Genomic DNA, 23086 nt, shown 5'->3' with positions numbered 1-23086 from the left:
CGACGCGGTGCAACAGCGCGGCTTCACCATCTACCTCTACGGCGAGGGCGACGACCTGCGCCCGGACGTGCCCCGGCCCTGGGTCTACGAGCTCGACGACCCGGGCGTGTACCCGGTGCGGGTGCGCCTCCGCCGAGAGGACGACAGCCTCATCACGTCGATCGTCACCTACCTGGTGCGCCAGCCGGCGGCCGACCAGTCGGTCCGCCAAGCCGACGTCGCCCTGCTGACCTCGGTGCACCGGCCACCGGCGACCACCGTCGACGCCAAGGGCGCCGCCGTCGACCCGGAGCCGGTGGCCAGCTCGTACCGCGAGCGGCTCGATGCGGTGCTCGCCGCGTTCGCCGACCAGCCCGACCTCGCGGCCAGCTTCTCGGTGACCCCGGAGACGGCCGACCGCCTCGCCGACGACCCGGCCGCGGCCGACACCCTCGCCGCGCTCAAGCGCGAGGTGGGCCGCGACGCGCTCCCTGCTCGGCGCGCCCTTCGTCGACCTCGATCCGGCCGCACTCGTCGACGGGGGCCTGACCAAGCTCCTCACCACCCAGTCCGACCTCGGTCGGGCCACGTTGCGGCTCGCGGTCGGCACCCCGCGGACCGACACCTGGGTGGTCGACCACCCGGTCGATGCCCAGACCCTGGGCGCGCTGCACGACCTCGGCGTCACCCGGGTCGTGCTGCCGGAGACGGCGGTGGTGGCCAACCAGTCCACCGGGCCGGTGCTCGTCCCCAGCAGCCGCGGCAGCGTCACCGCTGCCGCCACCGGGTTCTTCGACCTCACCGGCACCGGCCCCGACGACCCGGTGCTGGCCGCCCACCAGCTCTACGCCCGCCTCGCCGCCACCGGCTCCATCAGCAGCAGCACCGCCGGGCTCACCGTCCGCATCGATCCGGCCAAGGTCGACCCCACCCAGCTGCAGGTCCTCCTCGCCGGCCTGGCCAAGGGCGGGCCGTTCCTCCGGCCGACCACGCTCGCCCAGCTGTTCGACGAGGTCGCCCCGGCCCCGGCGCCGGCGACGCTCGCGCCCGTCCGGGCGGCGCCGCTCACGGGCTATGCGGCGCAGCTCGGCACCATCGACCAGCTCCTCGCCAGCTACCAGTCGATGGTGCCCGACCGCCCCCAGGTGAGCGAGGCGTTCCGCCAGCCGCTCGCCACCACCGCCTCCGCCGACCTCAGCGCCAGCGAGCGCAACGCCCAGGTCGACGGCATCGAGCACCAGCTGCGCAGCCGGTTCGCCGGCATCTCCACCCCCGAGGAGGACCGCGTCACCCTCGGCGCGCGACGCCCGCTTCCCGCTGCCCATCACCTCGAAGCTCGACGGGCCCGTCAAGGTCGTCATCTCCCTGGAGGCATCGGACCGGCTGTCGTTCCCCGATGCCACCATCGAGACCACGCTCACCAACGAGCGCACGCTCGTGCAGATCCCCGTCCGCACGCGCCACCGGCGACACGCCGCTGCGGATCACCGTCCGCACGCCCGACGGCGGGGTCGTGCTGGCCGAGAGCCGCTACCGCGTCCGCTCCACCGCCGTCTCCGGGGTCGGCCTGCTGCTGACCGTCGGCGCCGGGGGCTTCCTCGCCCTGTGGTGGGGCCGCCACTGGGTCCGCACGCGCCGCAAGGCCCAGGGCCGCCACGGCCGATCGGGGCCCGGCACCAGCGGCGACCTGCCCGACACGGACTTCGTGGAGGAGGCCGCCGGCCCCGCTCCCGCCCCGTCTCCCTGAGGCCGATGTAACCGCGCCCGCAGCCTCCGGGTCGCACCCCGAACCGTTCTCGAACGCAACCCGCCACGGAGCCAACCACATGCCCGTCCACATCGTCACCGACAGCGCCGCCGACATCTCCCCGGAGCGGGCCGCCGAGCTGGGCGTCACCGTGGTGCCGCTCACCATCCGCTTCGGCGCCGAGGAGTTCACCGACGGCGTCGAGCTCACCCCCGAGGCCTTCTACGCCAAGATGGCCACCTTCGACGGCATGCCCGAGACGGCCGCCCCCTCTCCGGGCACGTTCGAGGCCGCCATCCGCGCTGCCAGCACCGACGGCGACCCGGTGGTGGTCATCAACATCTCCAGCGACCTCTCCGCCACCATGGCCTCGGCCGAGAACGCCGCCCGAGCCATCCGCGAGGCCGGCGACGGCCCCGAGGTCCACGTCGTCGACTCCAAGTCGATCACCGCCACGCTCGGCCTCAAGGTCGTCCACGCGGCCGAGGCCGCCGCCAGCGGCGCGTCGGCCGAGGAGGTCGTCGCCCTCGTCGAGGAGCTGCGCACCCGGTCCCGCGTGTACGGCGCCCTCAGCACCCTCGACAACCTCAAGAAGGGCGGCCGCATCGGGGGCGCCCAGGCCATGCTCGGCTCGGTCCTCTCCATCAAGCCCATCATCGACATCTCCAACGGTTCGGTGTCGGAGGCCGGCAAGGTGCGGACCCGCCGCAAGTCGCTCGTCTGGCTGCGCGACCGCATCTTCGAGCTGCCGAAGATCGACGAGCTGGCGCTGTGCTCCGGTGGGGCCGACGACGTCGACGAGCTCCTCGAGCTCATCGCCGAGCGCTACTCCCGCGACGAGGTCCAGATCTGGACCATCGGGCCGGTCATCGGCACCCACGGCGGCCCCGGCGTGATCGGGTTCGCCTGGCACGACCCGTCCTGATCCGGACGCCGCGCCGCTTTCCGGGCCCGCCCGGGGCGGCGCAGTAGGTTCGGTGCCGTCGTGGCCCCCTCGAGCACCAGCCCCGGGCCCCCGGCCGATGACCTGACCGGGCGGGTCCTGGCTGGGCGGTACCGGCTCAACCACCCCATCGCGTCCGGCGGCATGGCCCAGGTCTGGGAAGCCACCGACGAGGTGCTGGCCCGGCGTGCCGCGGTGAAGATCCTCCACCCGCACCTGGCGCGGGACGAGTCGTTCGTGCGGCGCTTCCGCGGCGAGGCCATCGCCGCCGCCCGCCTCGCCCACCCGTCGATCGTCTCGGTGTACGACACGCTCTCGGAGGGCTGGGTCAACGCCATCGTGATGGAGCTGGTCACGGGCACCACCATGCGCGCCGACCTCGACCAGCACGGGCCCCTCCAGCTCAGCGCGGTGCTCGCCATCGGGGCCCAGGTGGCCGACGCCCTGGGTGCCGCCCACGCCAGCGGCCTCGTCCACCGGGACGTGAAGCCCGCCAACATCCTCCTGTCGGGAGACGGTCGGGTCCTCGTGGCGGACTTCGGCATCGCCAAGGCGGCCGAGGGCGCCGACCTCACCAACGACGGCTCGATGGTGGGCACGGCCAAGTACCTGGCCCCCGAACAGGTGGAGGGCGGCCCCATCGACGGGCGCACCGACCTCTACGCCCTCGGCGTCGTGCTCTACGAGGCGCTCACCGGCACCCCGCCGTTCGTGGCCGACACCGACACGGGCACCGCGCTCGCCCGCCTCCACCGCGACCCGGTGCCGCCTCGGCAGCTGCGGCCGCAGATCCCGGCGGGCGTCGAGCTGGTGGTCACCCGGGCTCTGGCCCGTCGGCCAGAGGACCGCTTCCCCGACGCTGCCGCCTTCCGCCGCGCCCTGCTCGCCGCCGGCGCCGACCCTGCCCAGGCTCCGGCCGCCGCCCAGGCTGCCGTGGCCGCGGTCACCGGTGAACGGCCCACGGCGAGCCGGCTCGGCCCTCCCCCGCCTCCGCCCGCGCACCTGCCGCCCCCGGGCCCCCCCGCCCGTCCGCTCGGCCACCCCGCCGCCGGAGCCACGCCCCGCCTACGAGGCACCCGAGCTGCCCGAGCCGGAGGGCCGTCGACGGCGCTGGCCGCGCGTGCTGGCGGCCCTGGTCCTGCTCGTCGCCATCGGCGGCGGCATCGCCACCCTCACCCGCGGCGGCGGCTCCGCGTCCGGCGGCGGCGCCACCGGACGGGCGCTGGCCGTGGCCTCGGTGAAGGACTTCGACCCGAACAGCCCCGACGACGTCAAGGCCGAGAACCCCGACCGGCTCGGGGCCATCACCGACGGCGACCCCGGCACGGCGTGGTCCACCGAGCGCTACCGCGACGCCGACCTGGTGAAGCTCAAGGGAGGCGTCGGCTTCCTCGCCACCCTCGACGCCAGCGCCACGCTCGACCAGGTGGCCATCGACACGCCCGTCGGCGGGTGGTCGGCTCGGGTCTACGTGAGCGACGCCGCCCAACCGCCCGGCGACCTCGCCGGGTGGGGCGATCCCGTCGCATCGGTGAAGGACGTCGCCGCCGGCACGGTCAAGGTGCAGCTGGGGGGCCGCACCGGCAAGGCTGTGCTCATCTGGTTCACGAAGTTGGCGAACAACGGCCCCCAGGACAACACGGCGCAGGTCAGCGGGCTGGCGGTGCGAGGGTCATGAGCCCCGAAGCCACGCCCGTCGATGACCGGGCCCTGGTCGCCGCCGCCCAGGCCGGTGACCGCCAGGCCCTCGACCGCCTGCTCCGCCTGCACCAGGACCGCGTCCACGCCGTCTGCCGCCGCATCACCGGCAACGACGCCGACGCCCTGGACGCCACGCAGGACGCCTTGATCGCCATCGTGCGGGGCCTGCCCCGCTTCGATGGCCGGTCCCGCTTCTCCACGTGGGCCTACCGGGTGGCCACCAACTCCTGCCTCGACGAGCTCCGCCGGCGGCGGCGGCGCCCCGTCGTGGGCCTGCCCGAGCACGACGGCGAGGTGCTCGACATCCCCGACACCGGCGGCCGAGCGTTCGACGCCACCGTCACCGACCGGCTCGAGATCGACGCCGCCCTCGCCCAGCTGCCCGAGGACTTCCGCGCCGCCGTCGTGCTCCGCGACCTGTGCCAGCTGGACTACGCAGAGATCGCCGAGGTGCTCGAGATCCCCGCCGGTACCGTGCGCTCGCGCATCGCCCGGGGACGTGGCCAGCTGGCCGACCTCCTCGCCGGGAACCAGACCGACCCCGCCGAACGTCCGACCCCAGCCTCATGACCGATCCACTCGCCCCTCTCACCGACGAAGACCTCTCCGCCGTCCTCGACGGCGAGGCGCCGGCCGACGTCATCGCCCGCGCCGAGGCCGACCCCGCCGCCCGGGCCCGCCTGGCCGAGCTGCGCACCGCCAGCGCCGCCGTTCGGGCTGCCTCGGTGCCGGCCCTGTCCCCCACGGTGATCGACGACCTGGTGGGGCGGGCCCTGGCCGCTGCCGACGAGGTGCCCGCTGCCCCCGGCGACCAGCCCGGCGACGGCGAGCCCGACGCCGTGGTCGCTCCCCTCCGTCCGCCCACCCGCTCCGGGTCCCGCGGCGTACCCCGCTGGCTGGTGGCGGCCGCCATCGTCGTCCTCGTGGGCCTCGGCCTGGTGCTCGTCTGGTCCGGCCGCGACGACACCGGCTCCTCGGGCGACACCGCGGCCAAGATCACCGCCGACCAGTCCGCCGAGGGCGCAAGCACCGGCACCGACGCCAACTCCTCGGCGGATGCGCCGACGGACGGCGCAGCGCCCGAGGCCACGGTCGGCGACGCTCCCCACGGGTCACCCACCACCACCACGGCACCCGGCAGCCAGTCGGCGGCCTCCGACCTCGCCGACCTGGGCACCTTCGCCACCACCGCCGAGCTCCGTGCCGACCTCAAGACCGCCTTCCCCACCTCCGCCCCGGCGTTCGAGGCCGACGCCGACTCCGGCGACCAGGCCGCTCGCTCGGTCACCAACGCCAGCGTCGACCGGTGCGACGACCTCGCCCGGCAGATCTTCGAGATCTCCAGCGGTCCGGTGCGCCGCGGCGTGGCCACCGTCGACGGCGAGGTGCTCTACGTCTACGAGTACCCGTACACCAGCGACTCCGCGCCCAGCGCCACCCGCCTGGTGGTCGCCGCCGGGCAGGACTCCTGCAACGTCGCGCTCTCCTTCGTCCGCTGAGCCGGGCCGGGTCCGTGGCCAGCCGCCGCGGGTAGGGTGAGCGGCCATGGCAGCGCCCGTCGGCACACCCGGACCCACCACCAGCAACGGCATGATCCCCGCCGAGTGGCCGGCCCAGGCGGCCGACAAGATCGTCGAGACGATCTCGACGGTCCGGGACAAGACCACCAAGCCCGCCCTCACCGCCGCACGCGGCCTGGTCTACGGCCTGCTCGCCGCCATCGTCGGCATCGTCGCGGTCATCGTGCTGCTGGCCCTGGTCGTCCGCCTGTACGCCAACTACGTGCCCGGCAACGTCTGGCCCCTGTACGCCGGCCTTGCCCTCGCCATGATCTTCGGCGGGCTCATCTGCCTGAAGCGGGCCAACAACCCGCCCGCCAAGGACGACTGAAGCCCGCCACCCACCACCGGGTGGGGCGGCCGCCTCCAGCGTGCGCGGGAAGAGCGGCAGGCCTCCAGGCGTTGCACTGCAAGCTCATCGAGACAACGGAGTCACCGTGCCAGCCATCCGCAACGTCGTCATCATCGGTTCCGGCCCCGCCGGCCTCACCGCGGCGATCTACACCGCTCGGGCCAACCTCGAGCCGCTGATCCTGGAGGGCGAGCCCTCCTCCACCTCGGACCAGCCCGGCGGGCAGCTCATGCTGACCACCGACGTCGAGAACTTCCCCGGCTTCCCCGAGGGGATCATGGGCCCGGACCTCATGCAGCGCTTCCGGGAGCAGGCCGTGCGCTTCGGGGCCGAGGCCAAGCTCGAGAAGGTCACCAAGGTCGACCTGTCCGAGCGGCCGTTCAAGATCTGGGTCGGCGAGCCCGAGGGCGCCGAGCCCACCTACCTCGCCCACTCGGTGATCGTGTCCACCGGCGCCAAGTCGCTGCTGCTGGACCTGCCGAAGGAGCACGAGCTCATCGGCCACGGCGTCTCCACCTGCGCCACCTGCGACGGCTTCTTCTTCCGGGGCCACAACATCGCCGTGGTCGGCGGCGGCGACTCCGCCATCGAGGAGGCCACCTTCCTCACCAAGTTCGCCGACAAGGTCACCCTGATCCACCGTCGTGACGAGCTCCGGGCCTCGAAGATCATGCAGGACCGGGCGCTCAACAACGAGAAGATCGAGATGCTCTGGAACCACGAGGTCGCCGAGATCAAGGGCGACACCAAGCTCGAGGGCATCCGGGTGCGGTCCACGGTCAGCGGCGAGGAGTCCGACCTCGACGTCTCCGGCCTGTTCGTGGCCATCGGCCACCGACCCAACACCGACCTGTTCGTCGGCCAGCTCGACATGGAGGAGAGCGGCTACCTCGTCACCGGCAACGGCGTCCAGGTCACCGCCACCAACATCGAGGGCGTGTTCGCCTGCGGTGACGTCCAGGACCACACCTACCGCCAGGCCATCACCGCCTCGGGCTCGGGCTGCTCCGCCGCCATCGACGCCGAGCGCTGGCTCGAGGCCAACGTCCACGCCTGACCCCTCGCCCCGCTCCCATTCCGATGGGAATGCGTGGGTGAGCCATCCGGTTGCACCACCTGTACATCCCAAGGAGACCGACACCATGGCCAATGCCATCAACACCCTGAACCAGACGAACTTCGCCGAAGAGATCGCCACCGCCGAGAAGCCCGTCGTCGTCGACTTCTGGGCCGAGTGGTGCGGTCCCTGCAAGATGCTCGCCCCCATCCTCGACGAGGTCGCCGGCGAGAACAGCGACAAGATCACCGTCGCCAAGGTCAACGTGGACGAGAACCCGGACCTGGCTCGCCAGTTCGACATCATGAGCATCCCCACGCTCATCGTCTTCAAGGACGGCCAGCCGGCCCACCGGTTCCAGGGAGCGTCCGGCAAGGCCGGCCTCCTCCAGAACCTCGGCGACTTCCTCTGATCCCTCGGCGCCCTTGGCGCCGACAGAGGCCTCCGATCATCGGCCGTTCCCCTCCCTCCCCCCTCGGGAGCGGCCGGAACGAAACGGGACCAGCCCTCGGGCTGGTCCCGTTTCGCGTCCCACAGCCTGCGGGATTGGTGGAGGGCTACTGACGTTTCGTCAACAACTAGTCACCCGCATTCGGCGATGCCGGCGGCCTCACCTCGCGCGAGAGGCGCAGGGTTGACCACAGCCTTTCCCACATCCTGTGGATAAACCCGTGGATCAGGCTCAGGGCCGTCGGTCGGGTGCGACCCTCGACCACCGGCGAAGGGACGCGCTGCCGTCCTAGTCCTCAGCAACGGGAGGGGTGGTCATGGCGCGGTAGATGCGCTCCAAGTCCTCGAGCGTGGCGAAGTCGATGGTCACCTTGCCCCGCTTGGCCCCCATGGAGACCTTGACCCGGGTGTCGAGCCGATCCGAGAGCAGCTCCTCGAGCTCGAGCAGCCCCGGTGGCCGCAGACGGCGGCCGGCGCTCGACGCCGACGGACCCGCTCCCCCACCAGCAGCGGGGGCGTCGTCACCATCGAGCTGGCCGCTGCGGGCGCGCACCGCCTCTTCGACCTCGCGCACCGACAGCGACTCGGCCACGGCTCGGCGAGCGAGCGCCTCCTGGAACGAGCGGTCCGGGGTGCCCAGCAGCGCCCGGGCGTGCCCGGCCGAGAGCTGGGTCTCCGCCACCAGCTTCTGGATGCCCGGGGGCAGCTGGAACAAGCGCAGGGTGTTGGACACCGCGGAGCGGCTCTTGCCCACCCGACGCGCCACGTCGTCGTGCGAGAGGCGGAAGTCCTCGATGAGCTGCTGGTAGGCCGCCGCCTCCTCCAGGGGGTTGAGGTCCTGGCGGTGGAGGTTCTCCACCACCGCCTGCTCGAGCGAGGCGGTGTCGTCGATCTTGCGCACCACGGCGGGGATGGCCTGGAGGCCTGCCCGCTTGGCGGCCCGCCACCGACGCTCGCCGGCGATGAGCTCGTAGCGATCCTGGCCCACCGGGCGCACCAGCACCGGCTGCAACACGCCGAGCTCGGCCACCGATGCCGTGAGCGACACGAGGGCCTCCTCGTCGAAGTACCCGCGCGGTTGGTGCGGGTTCGGCTCGATCTGGCTGACGAGGAGTTCGCGCAGGGCGGCCTCGTCCTCGGAGGTGGCGACCTCGCTGGGGATGAGGGCGCCCAGGCCCTTGCCGAGACCGCTACGCCGGGCCACCGGCGACCTCCTTCGCCAGTTCCTTGTAGGCGATGGCGCCTCGGGAGGTCGGGTCGAACGCGATGATCGGCTGGCCGAAGGACGGCGCCTCCGACAAGCGCACGGTGCGCGGGATCATGATCTTGCAGACCTTCTCGCTGAAGTGTTCGCGGACTTCGGAGGCGACCTGGTCGGAGAGCTTCGTGCGAGCGTCGTACATGACCAGCACGATGGTGCTCACCTCCAGGGTGGGGTTCAGGTTCTTCTGCACCAGCCCGACGTTGCGCAGCAGCTGGCCGAGGCCCTCCAGCGCGTAGTACTCGCACTGGATCGGCACGAGCACCTCGGTGGCGGCGGCCATGCCGTTGATGGTGAGCAGGCCGAGCGACGGTGGGCAGTCGATCAAGACGTAGTCGTAGTCGTCGCGCACCTCGGCCAGGGCCTGCTTGAGGCGCATCTCGCGGCTGAAGGCCGGTACCAGCTCGATCTCCGCACCGGCCAGGTCGAGGCTCGCCGGAGCGACGAAGAGGTTGCGCACCGACGAGGCCTCGACGCAGTCCTCGATGGGCACGTCGCTCAGGATCACGTCGTACATCGAGGCCTGCAGGCCTCGGATGTTGATCCCGAGGCCGGTGCTGGCGTTGCCCTGCGGATCCAGGTCGACCACCAGCACCCGGTAGCCGATGTCGGCCAGGCAGGCGCCGAGGTTCACCGCCGTGGTGGTCTTGCCCACCCCACCCTTCTGGTTGGCCACGGCGATGATGCGCGGTAGAGGCGGGATGGTCCGGCCCTTGGGCGCGAGATCGGCCTCGGCGGGTGCGTCGACAGCGTCGGGAACCGGAGCATCGGTCGTCTCGGCAGGCTCCGTCGGCGCCGTCGACGAGCCCGCATCGGGTTCATCGCGCAGCCGGGCGAAGATCGCCTTGCCCCGTTCCTCGAGCTCGTCGGTGGACGGGGAGGAATCAGTCACGCGGCCCATCCTTCCCGCACCACCGCCCAGGGTCAAGCACCGATCGACACCGTGCGCTCCGACTCGCTCCCCGACCGCCAATGCGGCCAGCTTGGTCACCTCGCCGGGCACCTCCGCCACCATGCACGGGCTGCGGAGACGAACGACAAGGTGGCCGGGCACGTTCCACGTGGAACAAGGCGACCGGCCGAGCCTCAGGCCAAGGTCCGGCGCCACTGAGCGGCAGGCTACGGGTTCCACGTGAAACGACCTCGTGCGGCGGAGGTCCCGCATGCGCAGCGCAGGGTGCGAGGGTCGCAGACCGGGGCAGCCACGGACCTCGGTCAGACCAGATCCCTTGGCAGCCTCCGCCCGGCGCCTAGCCGCTACGCAGGCGTCGCACGGGAACCACGCGCCGCCCGCTCCCCACCCGTCAGGACCGACCGCTGCGTGAGCAGCAGCCCGGGCCGAGACGCCATCGACCGGCCCCGTCGCCCCCGAACTCCCCTGCAACCTGCCGCAGGGAGATCACCCGCCCGACTCGGGGGAAGCGCCGTGCGGCCCGGACGACGGAGCGTCGACACGAGCGTTCTGCGAATGATCCTGCGCCGACCTCGCACGGTGCAGCGTGGCGCGGCGTGGCGTGGGATCGACGAGGAGGCCGACCGACCGTGCCGGCGGGGCCACGGCGTTGGCGTGAGCTCTCGCCTCGCCGGGGAGCAGCCAACGGTGTGCCTGGGGACCAGGGCATCCGGGGTCCGGACCCGGCCGCTACGGACGGATCAGGACGACGACGAGCGGGACTGGTGCCATCCGTGTCGGCCGACGAGCAGATCCAGGCACCTCGGGAATCAGCTCCCCCCGCGGATGCCTCGGAGCACGGCAGGCGACGGCCACGCGTTCGGGAGCGCCACGGACCAGGCGCAGTTGGAAGCGAGCAGCGCAAGCCAGGCGCATCCGGCGTGGCCAGGTGGGACCGGGTGCACCGCTTTCCCGCGCATGACGATCTGCAAGGCCGACCCAGGCGCCCGTTCGGACACACCTGCGGACGCACCTGCGGACGCGTCCGTCGCCGGCCATCCGCCTGACCCAGCTCGCGAGCGATCGAGTCGGCCACCGCACCGCACCAGGCCGGGCCGGCCAGGGAGGCTCGCGGTGCGACGCGTCCGCGGACGCGCCAGCACCCCGAACCTCATGCCAGCGCATCGCACACCACCAGCGACCCAAGCCCCACCGACGCAAGACCACAGATGCATCCCGGCGCGTCCGCGGACGCGTCACCACCCCGACCTCAGCCCAGCGCATCGCACACCACCAGCGACCCAAGCCCCACCCACGCGAGACCACAGATGCATCCCGGCGCGTCCGCGGACGCGTCACCACCCCGACCTCAGCCCAGCGCATCGCACACCACCAGCGACCCAAGCCCCACCCACGCGAGACCACAGATGCATCCCGGCGCGTCCGCGGACGCGCCAGCACCCCGACCTCAGCCCAGCGCATCGCACACCACCAGCGACCCAAGCCCCACCGACGCGAGACCGTCGATGCATCCCCACCCCGGAAGACCGCCAAAAGGCCCGGCGGTCGACGCGTCCGCGGGCGCGTCCAGCCCCCCGACCCCAGCCCAGCGCAGGGACGCGACCGGGGTCGGCGCCCCGGCGGTCGACGCGTCCGCGGGCGCGTCCATCCCCCCCGACCCCGGCCCGGCGCACGAGACGCGGCTGGCTACCCACGCCCCACAGCGAGACCACCGACGCATCCCCACCCGGAACGGCGCACGGCCCGGCGGTCGGCGCGTCCCGGACGTGTCCAGCCCCCGACCCCAGCCCAGCGCAGGGACGCGACCGGGATCGGCGCCCCACAAGCGGGGGACCAGGGCGCCACACGAGCGACCCTGCCGTGGGTGGCAGGGCCAGCCGGCGGTCCCAGCCGGCCTGGGCGCGTTAGGCCTGCAGGTGTCCTCCCGACCTGCATCGGCCCGCATCCTGAGGACTCGAGCGCCTCGAGGGAGGTACGCCAACGGGCCGCTGCACGCCAAGCGCCCTGCGGAACCGCACGGCGCTGCGGGCGCGTCCGCGGACGCGTCACCCATCGACGGCTCGCCGGAGGAGGCCGACCCGCTGCCGCCCAGCGACGCACGATCCAGGCCCAGAGCGGCAGATCCAGTGGCGTAGGGCGAGGATGCGCACGCCCGGCCGGAATGGCCGGATGCGCCCCCGGACGCCTCGATCATCAGGCGGGGCCCCTCCCTGGAGGTTGCATGGGGTGATCGACCGGTCCACGGTCGACCTGCCCCATGCGTGGTGGCCGGCGCGGAGGCACCTCGAACCACTCGGTCTCGGACCCCGATCGCCGAACGCGCCGGGTGCCGATCGCCGGCCATGTCCGTCCGGGGCTTGCAGCGTGTCGGTAGCAGTTCCACGTGGAACCGGCGTCAGGATCACCTCGACATCGTTGGACCTGCCGCCAGGGCAGGCAGTTCCACGTGAAACACGGGCCGCTCCGGCCGAACCGGGGTGGCCGGTCGAGGGTGCTCGCCCACCGCGCTGCCCTCCCTGCAGTCAACGCGCAACGTCCCAGACAATCCCGGCCGCCCCGAAGACGAACGATCTGCGCCGGTCGGCGCGCGCCGGGCCGACGTCGGCAGGGCGACGTGCTGCCGGCATCGGGTGCGAGCCCGTCCACGGGCCAGGCGCTTCACCAACCCGGACCAGGCGCAGCGTGCCCCACCGGCCGCCCAACCCTCCGTCGATCCCTCGGGAGTCCTGGTCCGCCGCGGCGGACACCCGACGTGGCGGGGCCGGCAACCCGATCCCCCGGATGCGCACGACGCTCAGAAGAGGGGGCGCTTGGCGGGGATGCCCACCCGGCGGGGGTAGCGATCAGCGGGGGCCGCCACCAGCTCCAGGCGCACCAGGTGCGTGGGCTCCTCGCCCGACGGTCCGGGCACGGCGACCGCCTCTGGAGTGCCGAACCCCAGCTCGGCCAAGCCCTCCGCGGGCCAGCGCTCGGCCAGGGGCGTTTCCGGTGGTTCGCTGACCACGAGGTGGCCACCGGGCCGCAGCAGGGGAGCGGCGCACTCGGCGGCCACGGCCGGGGCAGCGAAGCTCCGGGCGACCACCAGGTCGTACGCCCCGCGGTGCGCAGGATCGTGGCCGGTGAGCTCCGCCCGTTCGGTCACGACGTCGACACGATCGGCGAGGCCCAGCTTGGCCACGGCTCGCTCGAGGAAGGAGGTGCGCCGGGACATGCCGTCCAGGAAGCACCAGTGCGTCTCCGGCCAAGCGGTCGCGGCGAGCACCAGCCCGGGAAGACCGCCGCCCGCACCCAGGTCGAGGGCGCGGGCGGGAGGGGCGGGGGCGGCGGCCAGGTAGGCCGCCGCCCTCCAGATGTGGTCCTCGACCGGTCCCGGGCCGAGGAAGCCCAGCTGACGGCTCTCGGTGAGGAGCTCGGTCAGCGAGGCGGTCAAGCGTCGGCGCCCTCGGGCACGATCACGACGCGGCGGTCGGGATCGACGCCTTCGGACAGCGTCTCGACGCCGTCGATCTCGTTCACGGTGTCGTGGACGACCTTGCGGTCGACCGCGTTCATGGGCTCGAGCGAGCGGGCCACGCCTTGGGCGAGCACCTCGTCGGCCTGGGCCCGCACGAAGCGGGCAAGGGCCTCCTGGCGACGCTGGCGGTAGCCGCCGATGTCGATGCGGACCCGGCCGTCGTGGCGACCGGTGGCCCGACGCTGCAGCACGGTGCGGGAGAGCTCGTGCACGGCGGTGAGGGTCTGGCCCTTGGGGCCGATGAGCAGCCCGAGGTCGTTGCCCTCGACCGCCAGCTCGACGGTGTCGTCGTCGACCTTGGTCCGGCCGATGTCACCGGACACGTCGAGGGCCACCAGCAGCCCCTCGAGGAACTCGCTGATGATGTCCGCCTGCTCGTCGACCGAGACCGCGTCGTCGCTCATGTCGTTGCCTTCCTGGTTGTCGGTGGCCTCGCCACCGGAGGAGGAACCGGAACGGCTCCGATTGCTGCGCTTCTTGGCGGGAGCCCGCTTGGCGGCCGGCTTGGCGGCCGGTGCGGCCTCGGTGTCGTCGCCGACCTCGGCTTCGGGATCGGCGACCGCAGTGGTCCCGGCGGGCTTGCGACCGCCGGTGGCCTTGGGGGCGGCGTCCTCACGACGAGCCCGCTGCTTGCGGGGACGGCGCTCCTGCTTCGGTCGGGGAGCCTTGGGCACCACGCGAGCCCGCACGCGGGCCTCGCTGCGAACCCGACCGAAGAGCCCGGTCTTGGGCTCCTCGAGCACCTCGAACTCGGCTTCGCTCTCGTCGATGCCGAGCTGGTCCAGCGCGGCTTCCTTTGCGTCTTCCACGGTTCGTCCCGTGGTCTCAACCCACTGCACGGATGATCACTTCCTCTTCTTCTTCGTGCGGGACCGGTTGGCGTTCTGAGGCGCCGTTCGACTCGGGCCCGCAGCCGTGCGCGAAGGCGCAGCCGGCTTGGCGGTCTTGGGCTTCTCGGCAGCCGTGGCCTTGGCCCCACCCTTGGCCGGCGCCTTCGCGCTGGTCTTGGTGGCGGTCTTGGCGCCGGTCTTGCCGGTGACGGTGCCGCGGCCGGCGCGGTAGTCCTCGCGGGCCTTGGCGGGGCTCGGGAGCCCCTGTTCGCGCAGCTGGGCCAGCAGCCCCCCGGGCTTCGCTGTTGACGAAGTGTCAACTTCCTTGCCGGTGGTGGCCACGACGCCATCGCTGTCGCGGTACATCGTTCGGGTGATGAACGCCTGCTGGCCGATGCGGAACAGGTTCGACACCAGGAAGTACACGACGATGCCGGCCGGCAGCGTCAGCGAGATGAAGGCGAAGAACAGCGGCATGATCTTCATGAGCATCTGCTGCTGCGGGTTGGCGGCGGCAGCCGCCGGGTTCCGGCCGGCGATCTGCTTCTGCTGGTAGTAGCTGGTGGCCGTGACGCCCAGGACCAGCACGATGAACGGCAGCGCCTTGGTGAAGCCGTGGGAGAAGGCCTTCTGGGCCGACTCGGCCAGGTTGATCCCGAAGGAGCGCATCTCCCGGGTGGAGCTGAGGTCCTGATACAGCTTGGACGAGGTGTCCAGGTGCTTGGGACGGAAGTAGCCGAACTTCTCGAACACGCTCCCGTTGACCTTGTTCGACGACCGGGCCACGGCGGCACCGACGTCGAAGCCGTAGGGCGCCCGGTTCAGCAGCTGGTACAGCGTGCGGTAGAGGATGAAGAAGACCGGCATCTGCAGGATGAGCGGGAGGCAGCCCGACATCGGGTTGATGTTGTTCTCCTTGTAGAACTTCATCACCTCTTCGTTCAGCTTCTGCCGATCGTCGCGGTGCTTGTTCTGGAGCTTCTTGAGCTCGGGCTGCAGCTTCTGCATGGCCAGCATCGAGCGCGTGCCCTTGAGGGTCAGCGGCAGCAGGATGATCATGATGCTGAGCGTCAGCAGCGAGATGGCGCCGGCGTAGTTCGGCCAGAGCCCGTAGAAGAACTTCGAGCGGTTTGGCGATGAGCGTGTACATCAGGCGGCCGTCCGTTCGTGGTGGTGGTCAGCGCCGGCGTCGGCCGTGCTGCGGGGGGAGGGGGACCGGGTCCCAGCCGTGGCCACCCCAGGGGTGGCACCGGCTGATGCGGCGGAGCGAGAGCCAACCGCCCCGACCGGCACCGTGGACCTCGAGGGCCTCCATGGCGTAGGCGGAGCACGACGGCTCGAAGCGACAAGGGGAGGGCCGACCGGCCCGGAGCGCCTGGTAGAGGCGGATCGGGGCCTGCAGGGCGCGCGCCGCGCCGCTCACGGCGCGTCCCGATCCGGGTGCCGGCGGGCGTCGAGCGCTTCGAGGAGTCGGACCACGTCGTTCCTCAGTTCAACAGGGGTGCGCCGGGACGCTTCGGGCCCGGCGGAGATCAGGAGCGCACCGGGGGGGCAGCGCGACCGGCCCAGGACGGGCGAGGTCGGCGCAGATGGCCCGCAACCGCCGACGGAGCCGGTTGCGCACGACGGCGCCCCCGACCCGCTTGGTGATCGCATAGGCCACCCGAGGGGTGCCGGCGGGATCGTCGTCGAGGAAGACCAGCGACAACGGGCCCCGACGGACCCGGGTGCCCTCGGTCCGCAGCGCCGCGAAGGTGCGGCGATCGCGGATGGGGGCGATCAGGCCGACAGCTTGGCCCGGCCCTTGGCCCGACGGCTGCGCAGGATGGCGCGGCCGGCGCGGGTGGACATCCGGTGGCGGAAGCCGTGGTTCTTGGCCCGCTTGCGGACGTTGGGCTGGAAGGTGCGCTTCACTGGTGTTCCTCCTCGAGGGCCGGACCAGGAGTGGTCCGGCGGGTGCCGGCGCCGGCACGGGCAACTCAGGGCGCCACGGACGCGCGGCGCGCCTGTTACAGGCGTCCGACAACGCTACGCCCCCACGACCGCGCCGAGCAATCGCGCCGGTGCCCGCTCTCGGCCAGGCCTCGGTCTCGGCCGCTCGGGGAGGTGACCTGGGACTTCGCGCCATCGGTCCCAGGCCCTTGCGCGCGGCCCACGGACCGGTGCTACGGTCCGACCCCTGCCGCTCCGATCCGGGTCGCCCCGCTCGGCCGGCTGGAGAGCACGAGCGAACCCGTGGCCGATCCGGTCCAGCGGCACGACCTTGCGTTTTCCACAGCGTGTGGACCCGGCTGTGGAGCGCCGCAGCAAGAGGGAAGACCCGCAGTTGGCAGACGCACAAGACCTGTGGACGACGTGCCAAGCCTCGTTGCAGACGCAGGTCTCCGATGCCGTCTGGCGGTCGACGTTCCAGGACATCACCGCCCTCGAGCGCGACGGGGCCACCCTCCGCCTCGCCGTCCCCAACGGCGTGGTCAAGGATCGGCTCGAGACGCGCTACCTGTCGCTCGTCGAGGACATCGTGCGCGACCTGAGCGGCGAGGCGCTCGCCATCGACCTGTCGGTCCGCCCGGACGCCGCCGAGGTGAGCCAGCCGCTCGACCCGCTGGACGACCTGCTCGGCGTCGCCCCCACGCCAGTGGCCCAGGCGCCGGCGGAGCGCAACGGCATCAACCCGGCCGACCCCCGCACGCTCACCTTCGACGACTTCGTCACCGGCCCGTCGAGCCGGTTCGCCCACGCCGCCGCCCTCGCCGTGGCGGAGACCCCTGGCCGGTCCTACAACCCGCTGTTCATCTACGGCGACGCCGGCCTGGGCAAGACCCACCTCCTCCAGGCCATCAAGCACTACGTCGAGGAGAACTACCCCGACTACGTGGTCCGCTACGTGACCAGCGAGACCTTCCTGAACCAGTTCATCGAGAGCATCCGCCTCAACACGTCGGCGGAGTTCAAGCGCCGGTACCGCGAGGTCGACGTCCTCCTGGTCGACGACATCCAGTTCCTCGAGAACCGGAAGGAGACCCAGGAGGAGTTCTTCCACACGTTCAACGCCCTCCACGAGGGTCGCCGCCAGCTGGTGCTCAGCTCCGATCGCCCCCCCGGACGCGATCTCCACCCTGGAGAACCGCCTCCGCAGCCGGTTCAAGATGGGGCTGATCACCGACATCCAGCCACCGGACCTCGAGACCCGCCTCGCCATCCTCCGCAAGAAGGCCGAGGTCGAGCCGGTCCCGATCCCCGACGACGTGCTCGAGTTCATCGCCACCAACATCACCGACAACATCCGTGAGCTGGAGGGCGCCCTCAACCGGGTCTCGGCGCTGGCCAAGCTCACCAAGGAGCCGTTGACGCTCCCGGAGGCCGAGAAGCACCTCCACGACATCCTCGGTGATCGCCAGCCCCGCCCCATCACGCCGGCGCTCATCCTGCAGGCCACCTCCGAGCTGTTCGACTTCAGCATCGAGGACCTGCAGGGCAAGAGCCGCCGCCGACCGCTGGTGACCGCCCGCCAGATCGCCATGTACGTGTTCCGCGAGCTCACCGACCTCTCGTACCCGGCCATCGCCCGTGAGTTCGGCGGCCGGGACCACACGACCGTCATCCACGCGGTCGAGAAGATCAAGGCCCTCATGAAGGAGCGCCGCCAGGTCTACGACCAGGTCACCGAGCTCATCCAGCACATCCGCAAGGGCGGCTGAGGTGCGGCGAAGCGACCAGATCGTGGTGCCCGCCGTCACACGACTTTTCCACCGTCATCCACAGGCACCTGGGCATAGCGGCCCATCGCACCGGGGACGACCCTGTGGAAACCCCCGCGCCGACCGGGGGATGAACGGGGGTCGGCCGGGGGATGACGGACCCGTCGTCCGCAGGCCATGCGCCGCGGGCCCCGCGACCTGTGGGACGCTGGGGACGAACGGTGGGTACCGCCCGACCCTCCTGACCTGCCGCGATGGTGGCTTGTCCACAATCCACAGGCCCTACTACCTCCACCCACCTCTTCCAAGCATCCTCACCGGAGAAAGCGAGCGCCAGCCGTGAAGTTCCGCTGCGAGCGTGACAGCCTCGTCGAAGCCCTCGGCGCCGCCGGCCGTGCGGTGGCCAACCGGGGCGGCGCCCTGCCCGTCCTGGCCGGCGTCCGAGCCGAGCTCACCGGCAACCGCCTGAAGCTCACCGGCAGCGACCTGGAGCTGACCATCGAGGTCGAGCTTGAGGTCGCCGGTGAGCGGGACGGCATCGCCGTGCTCCCGTCGAAGATCGCCTCGGACCTGGTGCGCTCGCTGGGCGACCCTCGGGTCGAGGTGGCGGTCGAAGGCGACGAGGCCAGCATCACCGCCGGTCGCTTCGAGTCGTCGCTGCGCCTCCTGCCGGCGGACGAGTTCCCCCGCCTGGGCATGCCCGCCGAGGACGCCGTGACGCTGGCTGCCAAGGACTTCGCCGCCGCCCTGCACCAGGTCGTGCCGGCCGCCAGCGCCGACGACGCCCGCCCGATCCTCACCGGCGTGCTCATGGCCGCCGAGGCCGGCGGCCTCCGCCTCGTGGCCACCGACTCCTACCGGCTCGCCGTGCGGGACCTGCCCGGCGCCTCGGTGCTGAGCGAGGGCCAGAGCGTGCTGGTGCCCAGCCGGGCCCTGCGCGAGCTGGAGCGCCTCCTGGGCTCCGCCGAGGAGATCACCCTCCGGCTCGGCGAGCGCGAGGCCACCTTCGAGGTCGGCGGCGTGCGGCTCACCACCCGCCTGATCGAAGGCGAGTTCCCGAACTACCGGGGCCTCATCCCGGCCAGCCACCCGAACCGGCTCACCGTGGGGCGCGAGGCGCTGGTCGAGGCGGTCCGCCGCGTGAAGCTGATGGCCCGCGAGCCCAACACGCCGGTCCGGCTGGCCATGAGCCCCGACGGGCTGGAGCTGGTGGCGATCACCCAGGACGTGGGCCAGGCCCACGAGCAACTGGACGCCGCGTACGCAGGGGAGGACCTCACCGTGGCGTTCAACCCGGACTACCTCCTCAGCGGCGTCGAGGTGACGCCCGGCGACGAGATCACCCTCGACACCGTCGACGCCCAGAAGCCGGCGGTCATCCGCTCGGCGGGCGCGCAGGAGTTCCTGTACCTGCTCATGCCCGTGCGGGTGAGCTGAGCGGCCTCCGCCGCGCCGGCTCGCCGCTCCCGCACCCGTGCACCTCCGCCGGCTCTGGCTGACCGACTTCCGGGGCTACCACGAGGCCGACGTCACCTTCGCCCCCGGGCTGACCGCCGTGGTCGGCCCCAACGGCCAGGGCAAGACCAACCTGCTCGAGGCCGTCGGCTACCTCGCCACGCTGGGCTCGTTCCGCGGCGCCCCGAACGACGCGCTGATCCGGGCCGGTGCCGACCGGGCGATCGTGCGGGCCGAAGGGGAGCGGGAGGGCCGCCAGCTCCTGCTGGAGGCCGAGATCTCGGCCAACGGGCGCAACCGGGCCCAGCTCAACCGGCAGCCCCTGCGCCGAGCACGAGACCTGCTCGGGGCGCTGCGGGTCACGGCGTTCTCGCCCGACGACCTCACCCTGGTGAAGGGCAGCCCCGGCGACCGTCGGGGCTACCTCGACGAGACCCTCGTGGCGCTGCACCCGAAGCACGACCAGCTGCGGAGCGACCTCGACCGGATCCTGCGCCAGCGCGGCGCCCTGCTCAAGCAGTCGGGCGGTCGGCTCAACGCCGAGGTCGAGCTCACCCTCGACGTCTTCGACGCCAAGCTGACCACCGCCGGCGAGGCCCTCGCGCGGGCCCGCCAGGAGCTGGTGGTGGACCTCGAGCCGATCCTCGGGACCGCCTACGACCGGGTGGCCCGCACGTCCGCCGAGGTGCGGGCGATCTACCAGCCGCCGTGGCTGGCCGATGGCCTGGCCGCCGCCCTGCTCGCGGCGCGCAAGGACGACCTGCGCCGAGGGGTGTCGACGGTCGGGCCGCACCGCGACGAGCTGGAGCTGGTGCTGAGCGGGCTCCCGGCCCGGACCCACGCGTCGCAGGGGGAGCAGCGCTCGTTGGCCCTCGCGCTGCGGCTGGCGGCCCACGAGGTGGTCACCCGGCGCACCGACACGCCGCCGGTGCTCCTGCTCGACGACGTGTTCTCCGAGCTCGACCCCGAGCGCAGCGCCGCCCTGCTCGACTCGCTGCCAGAGGGCCAGACGGTGTTGAGCACCGCCAGCGCCCTGCCCGAGGGCGCGGTGCCCGGCACGGTGCTCCGCGTCCGCGAGGGCGTCGTCACCGAGGGCTGAGCGGCGCGAGACTGCGTCGGTGCCCTGGTCCCCGCTCCCCGGTCGTGACGGGCCCGAGCCCACCACGCTCGCCGCCGGGCTCGATGCGGTGATGGCCAGCCTCGGCGGGCCCACCGTCGACGCCATCGTGCTGATCCACGAGCGCTGGGAGGAGGTCGTCGGCGCCGAGGTGGCGCCGCACGCGAAGCCGCTCGGCATCGAGCACGGGCACCTCAAGATCGGCGTCGACGGGCCCGGCTGGGCCAGCCACCTCAAGTGGTCCGAGGCCGAGATCGTGGCCCGCTTGGCCACCCTGGTGGGGGCCGATCAGGTCACCTCCGTGGGCATCCGCGTCACCCGCCGCTGACCCCTCGTCCGGGCGGTGCGGGTGGCGGCCGCAAACCGTTGTGGGGCCTCGTTCTCCGCCCTCGCCGATGCGTCCGAGGATGGCCGGAAACCACCCGTTGGCGTGGTACCCTGGGACCCATCGTGATGCGCCTCGGTGAGCAGTCCGCACCCCTTTGCGGAACCGCCGGCCGAGAAGTCGCACACCGCTCCTTCCGTCACTCCTGAAAGGCCGCGCGTGGCTGCCGCAGAGTCCTCTTACAACGCCAGCAACATGACCATCCTCGAGGGGCTGGACCACGTCCGGAAGCGCCCGGGCATGTACATCGGCGGCACCGGCATCTCCGGGCTGCACCACCTGGTGTGGGAGGTCGTCGACAACTCCGTCGACGAGGCCATGGCCGGCTTCTGCGACCGGATCGACATCACGCTCCTCGCCGACGGCGGCTGCCGGGTGGTCGACAACGGCCGCGGCATCCCCACCGACGTGAACAAGGAGTTCAAGCTCACCGGCGTCGAGATCGCGCTGACCAAGATCGGCGGCGGCGGCAAGTTCGGCGGCGGCGGCTACAAGGTCTCCGGCGGCCTGCACGGCGTGGGCGTCTCCGTGGTGAACGCCCTGTCGAGCCGGGTGGTGGTCGAGGTCGACCGCGACGGCAAGCGGCACCAGATCGAGTTCGCCGAGGGCGGCAGCAAGCGCACCAAGCTCGAGGTCATCGGGGACTCGCCTCGCGGCCGCACCGGCACCACCGTCTCGTTCTGGCCCGACGCCGGCATCTTCGAGACCACCGAGTTCGCGGCTCGCACCATGCTCGAGCGCTTCCAGATGATGGCCTTCCTGAACAAGGCGCTGGAGATCCGGTTCAAGGACGAGCGCGAGGGCCACGACCACGAGCCCGTGGTCTACAAGTACGCCAACGGCATCGTCGACTTCGTCAAGCACGTGAACGCCTCGAAGAGTCCCCTGTTCAGCCGGGTCGGCTACATCGAGCAGGTGGAGGAGGAGCACGAGGTCGAGCTGGCGTTCCAGTGGAACGACGGCTACCAGACCGACGGGCTCCACAGCTTCGCCAACGGCATCGCCACCATCGAGGGCGGCACCCACGAAGAGGGCTTCCGGGCCGCGCTCACCACGGTGCTGAACAAGTACGCCCGCGGCCACAACCTCCTCAAGGAGAAGGACGCCAACCTGGCGGGCGAGGACGTCCGCGAGGGGCTCACCGGCATCATCTCGGTGCGCCTGCGCGAGCCGCAGTTCGAGGGCCAGACCAAGGCCAAGCTCGGCAACCCCGAGATCAAGACCCTGGTCCAGAAGGCCACCAACGAGAAGCTGGGCTACTGGCTCGAGGAGCACCCCTCGGAGGCCAACAAGATCGTCAAGAAGGGCATCGACGCCCAGCGGGCCCGGGCTGCGGCCCGCACCGCACGGGACGCCACCCGTCGGAAGTCGGCGCTCGACGGCGCCGGCATGCCGGACAAGCTCAAGGACTGCTCCAGCCGGAACCGGTCCGAGTGCGAGCTGTTCATCGTCGAGGGCGACTCCGCCGGCGGCTCCGCCATCAAGGCCCGCGACCCCCGGGTCCAGGCCATCCTCCCCATCCGCGGGAAGATCCTCAACGTCGAGCGGGCCCGCCTCGACAAGATGCTCAAGAACAACGAGATCCAGGCGCTGATCGCCGCCATCGGCGCCGGGTTCGGTGCCGAGGACTTCGACGTGGCCAAGATCCGCTACGACCGGGTGATCCTGCTCTGCGACGCCGACGTCGACGGCAGCCACATCCGCACCCTGCTGCTCACGTTCTTCTTCCGCCACATGAAGGACCTGGTGGAGCAGAAGCACGTGTACATCGCCCAGCCCCCGCTGTACTCCACGGTGGTGGGCAAGGAGAAGGTGTACCTGAAGGACGATGCCGCCAAGAACGCCTTCCAGGCCGACAACCCCGGCCACAAGAAGGAGTTCGCCCGCCTGAAGGGCCTCGGCGAGATGGACTGGGACGAGCTCAAGGAGACCACCATGGCCTCCGGCTCCCGGACCCTGCTGCAGGTCTCGGTCGAGCAGGCCGCCACCGCCGACACCGTCGTCTCCATGCTCATGGGCGACGAGGTCGAGCTGCGGAAGAACTTCATCCAGACCAACGCCAAGGACGTGCGCTTCCTGGACATCTGAGGCTCCCGCCCAGTTCGCCCGCGCACCACCGACC

The 23086-nt window shown here is 72.0% G+C and carries 22 protein-coding genes and 2 pseudogenes; 16 read left to right on the top strand and 8 right to left on the bottom strand.

Going from position 1 to position 23086, the window contains the following annotated elements:
- Positions 1-608 precede the first annotated feature (608 nt).
- The 10 genes and pseudogenes from KSP35_RS15830 (at position 609) to trxA (ending at position 7750) form a co-directional block, all read left to right on the top strand.
- Positions 609-1556, top strand: a complete 948-nt coding sequence (locus KSP35_RS15830; protein WP_216996786.1) for a hypothetical protein — start codon at positions 609-611, stop codon at positions 1554-1556.
- Complete coding sequence (locus tag KSP35_RS15825) at positions 1493-1726, top strand: hypothetical protein (protein WP_216996785.1); 234 nt, start codon at positions 1493-1495, stop codon at positions 1724-1726. Before KSP35_RS15830 ends, KSP35_RS15825 begins: the two co-directional genes overlap by 64 nt.
- Before the next feature lie 79 nt (positions 1727-1805).
- Positions 1806-2651, top strand: a complete 846-nt coding sequence (locus tag KSP35_RS15820; RefSeq protein WP_216996784.1) for a DegV family protein — start codon at positions 1806-1808, stop codon at positions 2649-2651.
- 60 nt (positions 2652-2711) lie between these two features.
- Positions 2712-3506 (top strand): annotated as a pseudogene (locus KSP35_RS26020) (protein kinase); the annotation flags it as partial.
- Positions 3507-3789: 283 nt separating this feature from the next.
- The gene (locus KSP35_RS24595) at positions 3790-4347 is read left to right on the top strand and encodes a hypothetical protein (RefSeq protein ID WP_254126799.1); all 558 of its coding nucleotides are present in this window, start codon (positions 3790-3792) and stop codon (positions 4345-4347) included.
- Entirely contained in the window at positions 4344-4940 is a 597-nt protein-coding gene (locus KSP35_RS24590) for an RNA polymerase sigma factor (protein WP_254126798.1), read from the top strand. Before KSP35_RS24595 ends, KSP35_RS24590 begins: the two co-directional genes overlap by 4 nt.
- Positions 4937-5869, top strand: coding sequence for a hypothetical protein (locus KSP35_RS15810; RefSeq protein WP_216996782.1), 933 nt, complete (start codon positions 4937-4939; stop codon positions 5867-5869). The genes KSP35_RS24590 and KSP35_RS15810 overlap by 4 nt, the downstream gene beginning before the upstream one ends.
- Positions 5870-5915: 46 nt before the next feature.
- A complete protein-coding gene (locus tag KSP35_RS15805; RefSeq protein ID WP_216996781.1) occupies positions 5916-6260 on the top strand; it encodes a hypothetical protein in 345 nt (114 codons plus the stop codon).
- 106 nt (positions 6261-6366) lie between these two features.
- Entirely contained in the window at positions 6367-7338 is a 972-nt protein-coding gene (gene trxB / locus KSP35_RS15800) for a thioredoxin-disulfide reductase (protein WP_216996780.1), read from the top strand.
- A gap of 85 nt (positions 7339-7423) precedes the next feature.
- Entirely contained in the window at positions 7424-7750 is a 327-nt protein-coding gene (gene trxA / locus KSP35_RS15795; RefSeq protein ID WP_216996779.1) for a thioredoxin, read from the top strand.
- Positions 7751-8077: 327 nt separating this feature from the next.
- On the opposite strand, the gene KSP35_RS15790 is transcribed toward trxA, so the two are convergent.
- The 8 genes from KSP35_RS15790 to rpmH form a co-directional block, all read right to left on the bottom strand.
- The gene (locus KSP35_RS15790; protein WP_216996778.1) at positions 8078-8992 is read right to left on the bottom strand and encodes a ParB/RepB/Spo0J family partition protein; all 915 of its coding nucleotides are present in this window, start codon (positions 8990-8992) and stop codon (positions 8078-8080) included.
- Entirely contained in the window at positions 8979-10157 is a 1179-nt protein-coding gene (locus KSP35_RS15785; protein ID WP_371748619.1) for a ParA family protein, read from the bottom strand. Before KSP35_RS15785 ends, KSP35_RS15790 begins: the two co-directional genes overlap by 14 nt.
- A gap of 2599 nt (positions 10158-12756) precedes the next feature.
- Entirely contained in the window at positions 12757-13392 is a 636-nt protein-coding gene (locus KSP35_RS15780) for an RsmG family class I SAM-dependent methyltransferase (RefSeq protein ID WP_216996777.1), read from the bottom strand.
- Positions 13389-14285: a protein jag gene (locus KSP35_RS15775; protein WP_216996776.1), complete on the bottom strand. Its 897-nt coding sequence runs from the start codon at positions 14283-14285 to the stop codon at positions 13389-13391. The genes KSP35_RS15780 and KSP35_RS15775 overlap by 4 nt, the downstream gene beginning before the upstream one ends.
- 36 nt (positions 14286-14321) lie before the next feature.
- The gene (locus tag KSP35_RS15770; protein ID WP_216996775.1) at positions 14322-15365 is read right to left on the bottom strand and encodes a YidC/Oxa1 family membrane protein insertase; all 1044 of its coding nucleotides are present in this window, start codon (positions 15363-15365) and stop codon (positions 14322-14324) included.
- Positions 15366-15483: 118 nt separating this feature from the next.
- Entirely contained in the window at positions 15484-15729 is a 246-nt protein-coding gene (yidD, locus tag KSP35_RS25285) for a membrane protein insertion efficiency factor YidD (RefSeq protein WP_216996774.1), read from the bottom strand.
- Between the two features lie 69 nt (positions 15730-15798).
- Positions 15799-16050 (bottom strand): ribonuclease P protein component, encoded by a 252-nt coding sequence (locus KSP35_RS26015; RefSeq protein ID WP_371748986.1) that lies wholly within the window; start codon positions 16048-16050, stop codon positions 15799-15801.
- Between the two features lie 35 nt (positions 16051-16085).
- Positions 16086-16220, bottom strand: coding sequence for a 50S ribosomal protein L34 (rpmH, locus tag KSP35_RS15755; protein WP_216996773.1), 135 nt, complete (start codon positions 16218-16220; stop codon positions 16086-16088).
- A 367-nt stretch (positions 16221-16587) separates the two neighbouring features.
- Here rpmH and KSP35_RS24585 point away from each other — a divergent pair.
- From KSP35_RS24585 to KSP35_RS15730, 6 genes and pseudogenes are all read left to right on the top strand, one after another.
- Positions 16588-17352 (top strand): annotated as a pseudogene (locus KSP35_RS24585) (DnaA ATPase domain-containing protein); the annotation flags it as partial.
- A 202-nt stretch (positions 17353-17554) separates the two neighbouring features.
- Positions 17555-18007: a helix-turn-helix domain-containing protein gene (locus tag KSP35_RS24580; RefSeq protein WP_371748985.1), complete on the top strand. Its 453-nt coding sequence runs from the start codon at positions 17555-17557 to the stop codon at positions 18005-18007.
- 339 nt (positions 18008-18346) lie between these two features.
- Positions 18347-19444, top strand: coding sequence for a DNA polymerase III subunit beta (gene dnaN / locus KSP35_RS15745; protein WP_216996772.1), 1098 nt, complete (start codon positions 18347-18349; stop codon positions 19442-19444).
- Between the two features lie 37 nt (positions 19445-19481).
- Complete coding sequence (locus tag KSP35_RS15740) at positions 19482-20561, top strand: DNA replication/repair protein RecF (protein ID WP_216996771.1); 1080 nt, start codon at positions 19482-19484, stop codon at positions 20559-20561.
- Positions 20562-20580: 19 nt separating this feature from the next.
- Positions 20581-20907, top strand: coding sequence for a DciA family protein (locus tag KSP35_RS15735; RefSeq protein WP_216996770.1), 327 nt, complete (start codon positions 20581-20583; stop codon positions 20905-20907).
- 252 nt (positions 20908-21159) lie between these two features.
- Positions 21160-23052, top strand: a complete 1893-nt coding sequence (locus KSP35_RS15730; protein ID WP_371748984.1) for a type IIA DNA topoisomerase subunit B — start codon at positions 21160-21162, stop codon at positions 23050-23052.
- Positions 23053-23086 lie beyond the last annotated feature (34 nt).

This window comes from Aquihabitans sp. G128 (genome assembly GCF_019048865.1).
Lineage (GTDB): Bacteria > Actinomycetota > Acidimicrobiia > Acidimicrobiales > Iamiaceae > Aquihabitans.
The sequence above is the reverse complement of the archived record's forward strand: the minus strand, read 5'-3'. Positions and strand labels throughout refer to the sequence as shown.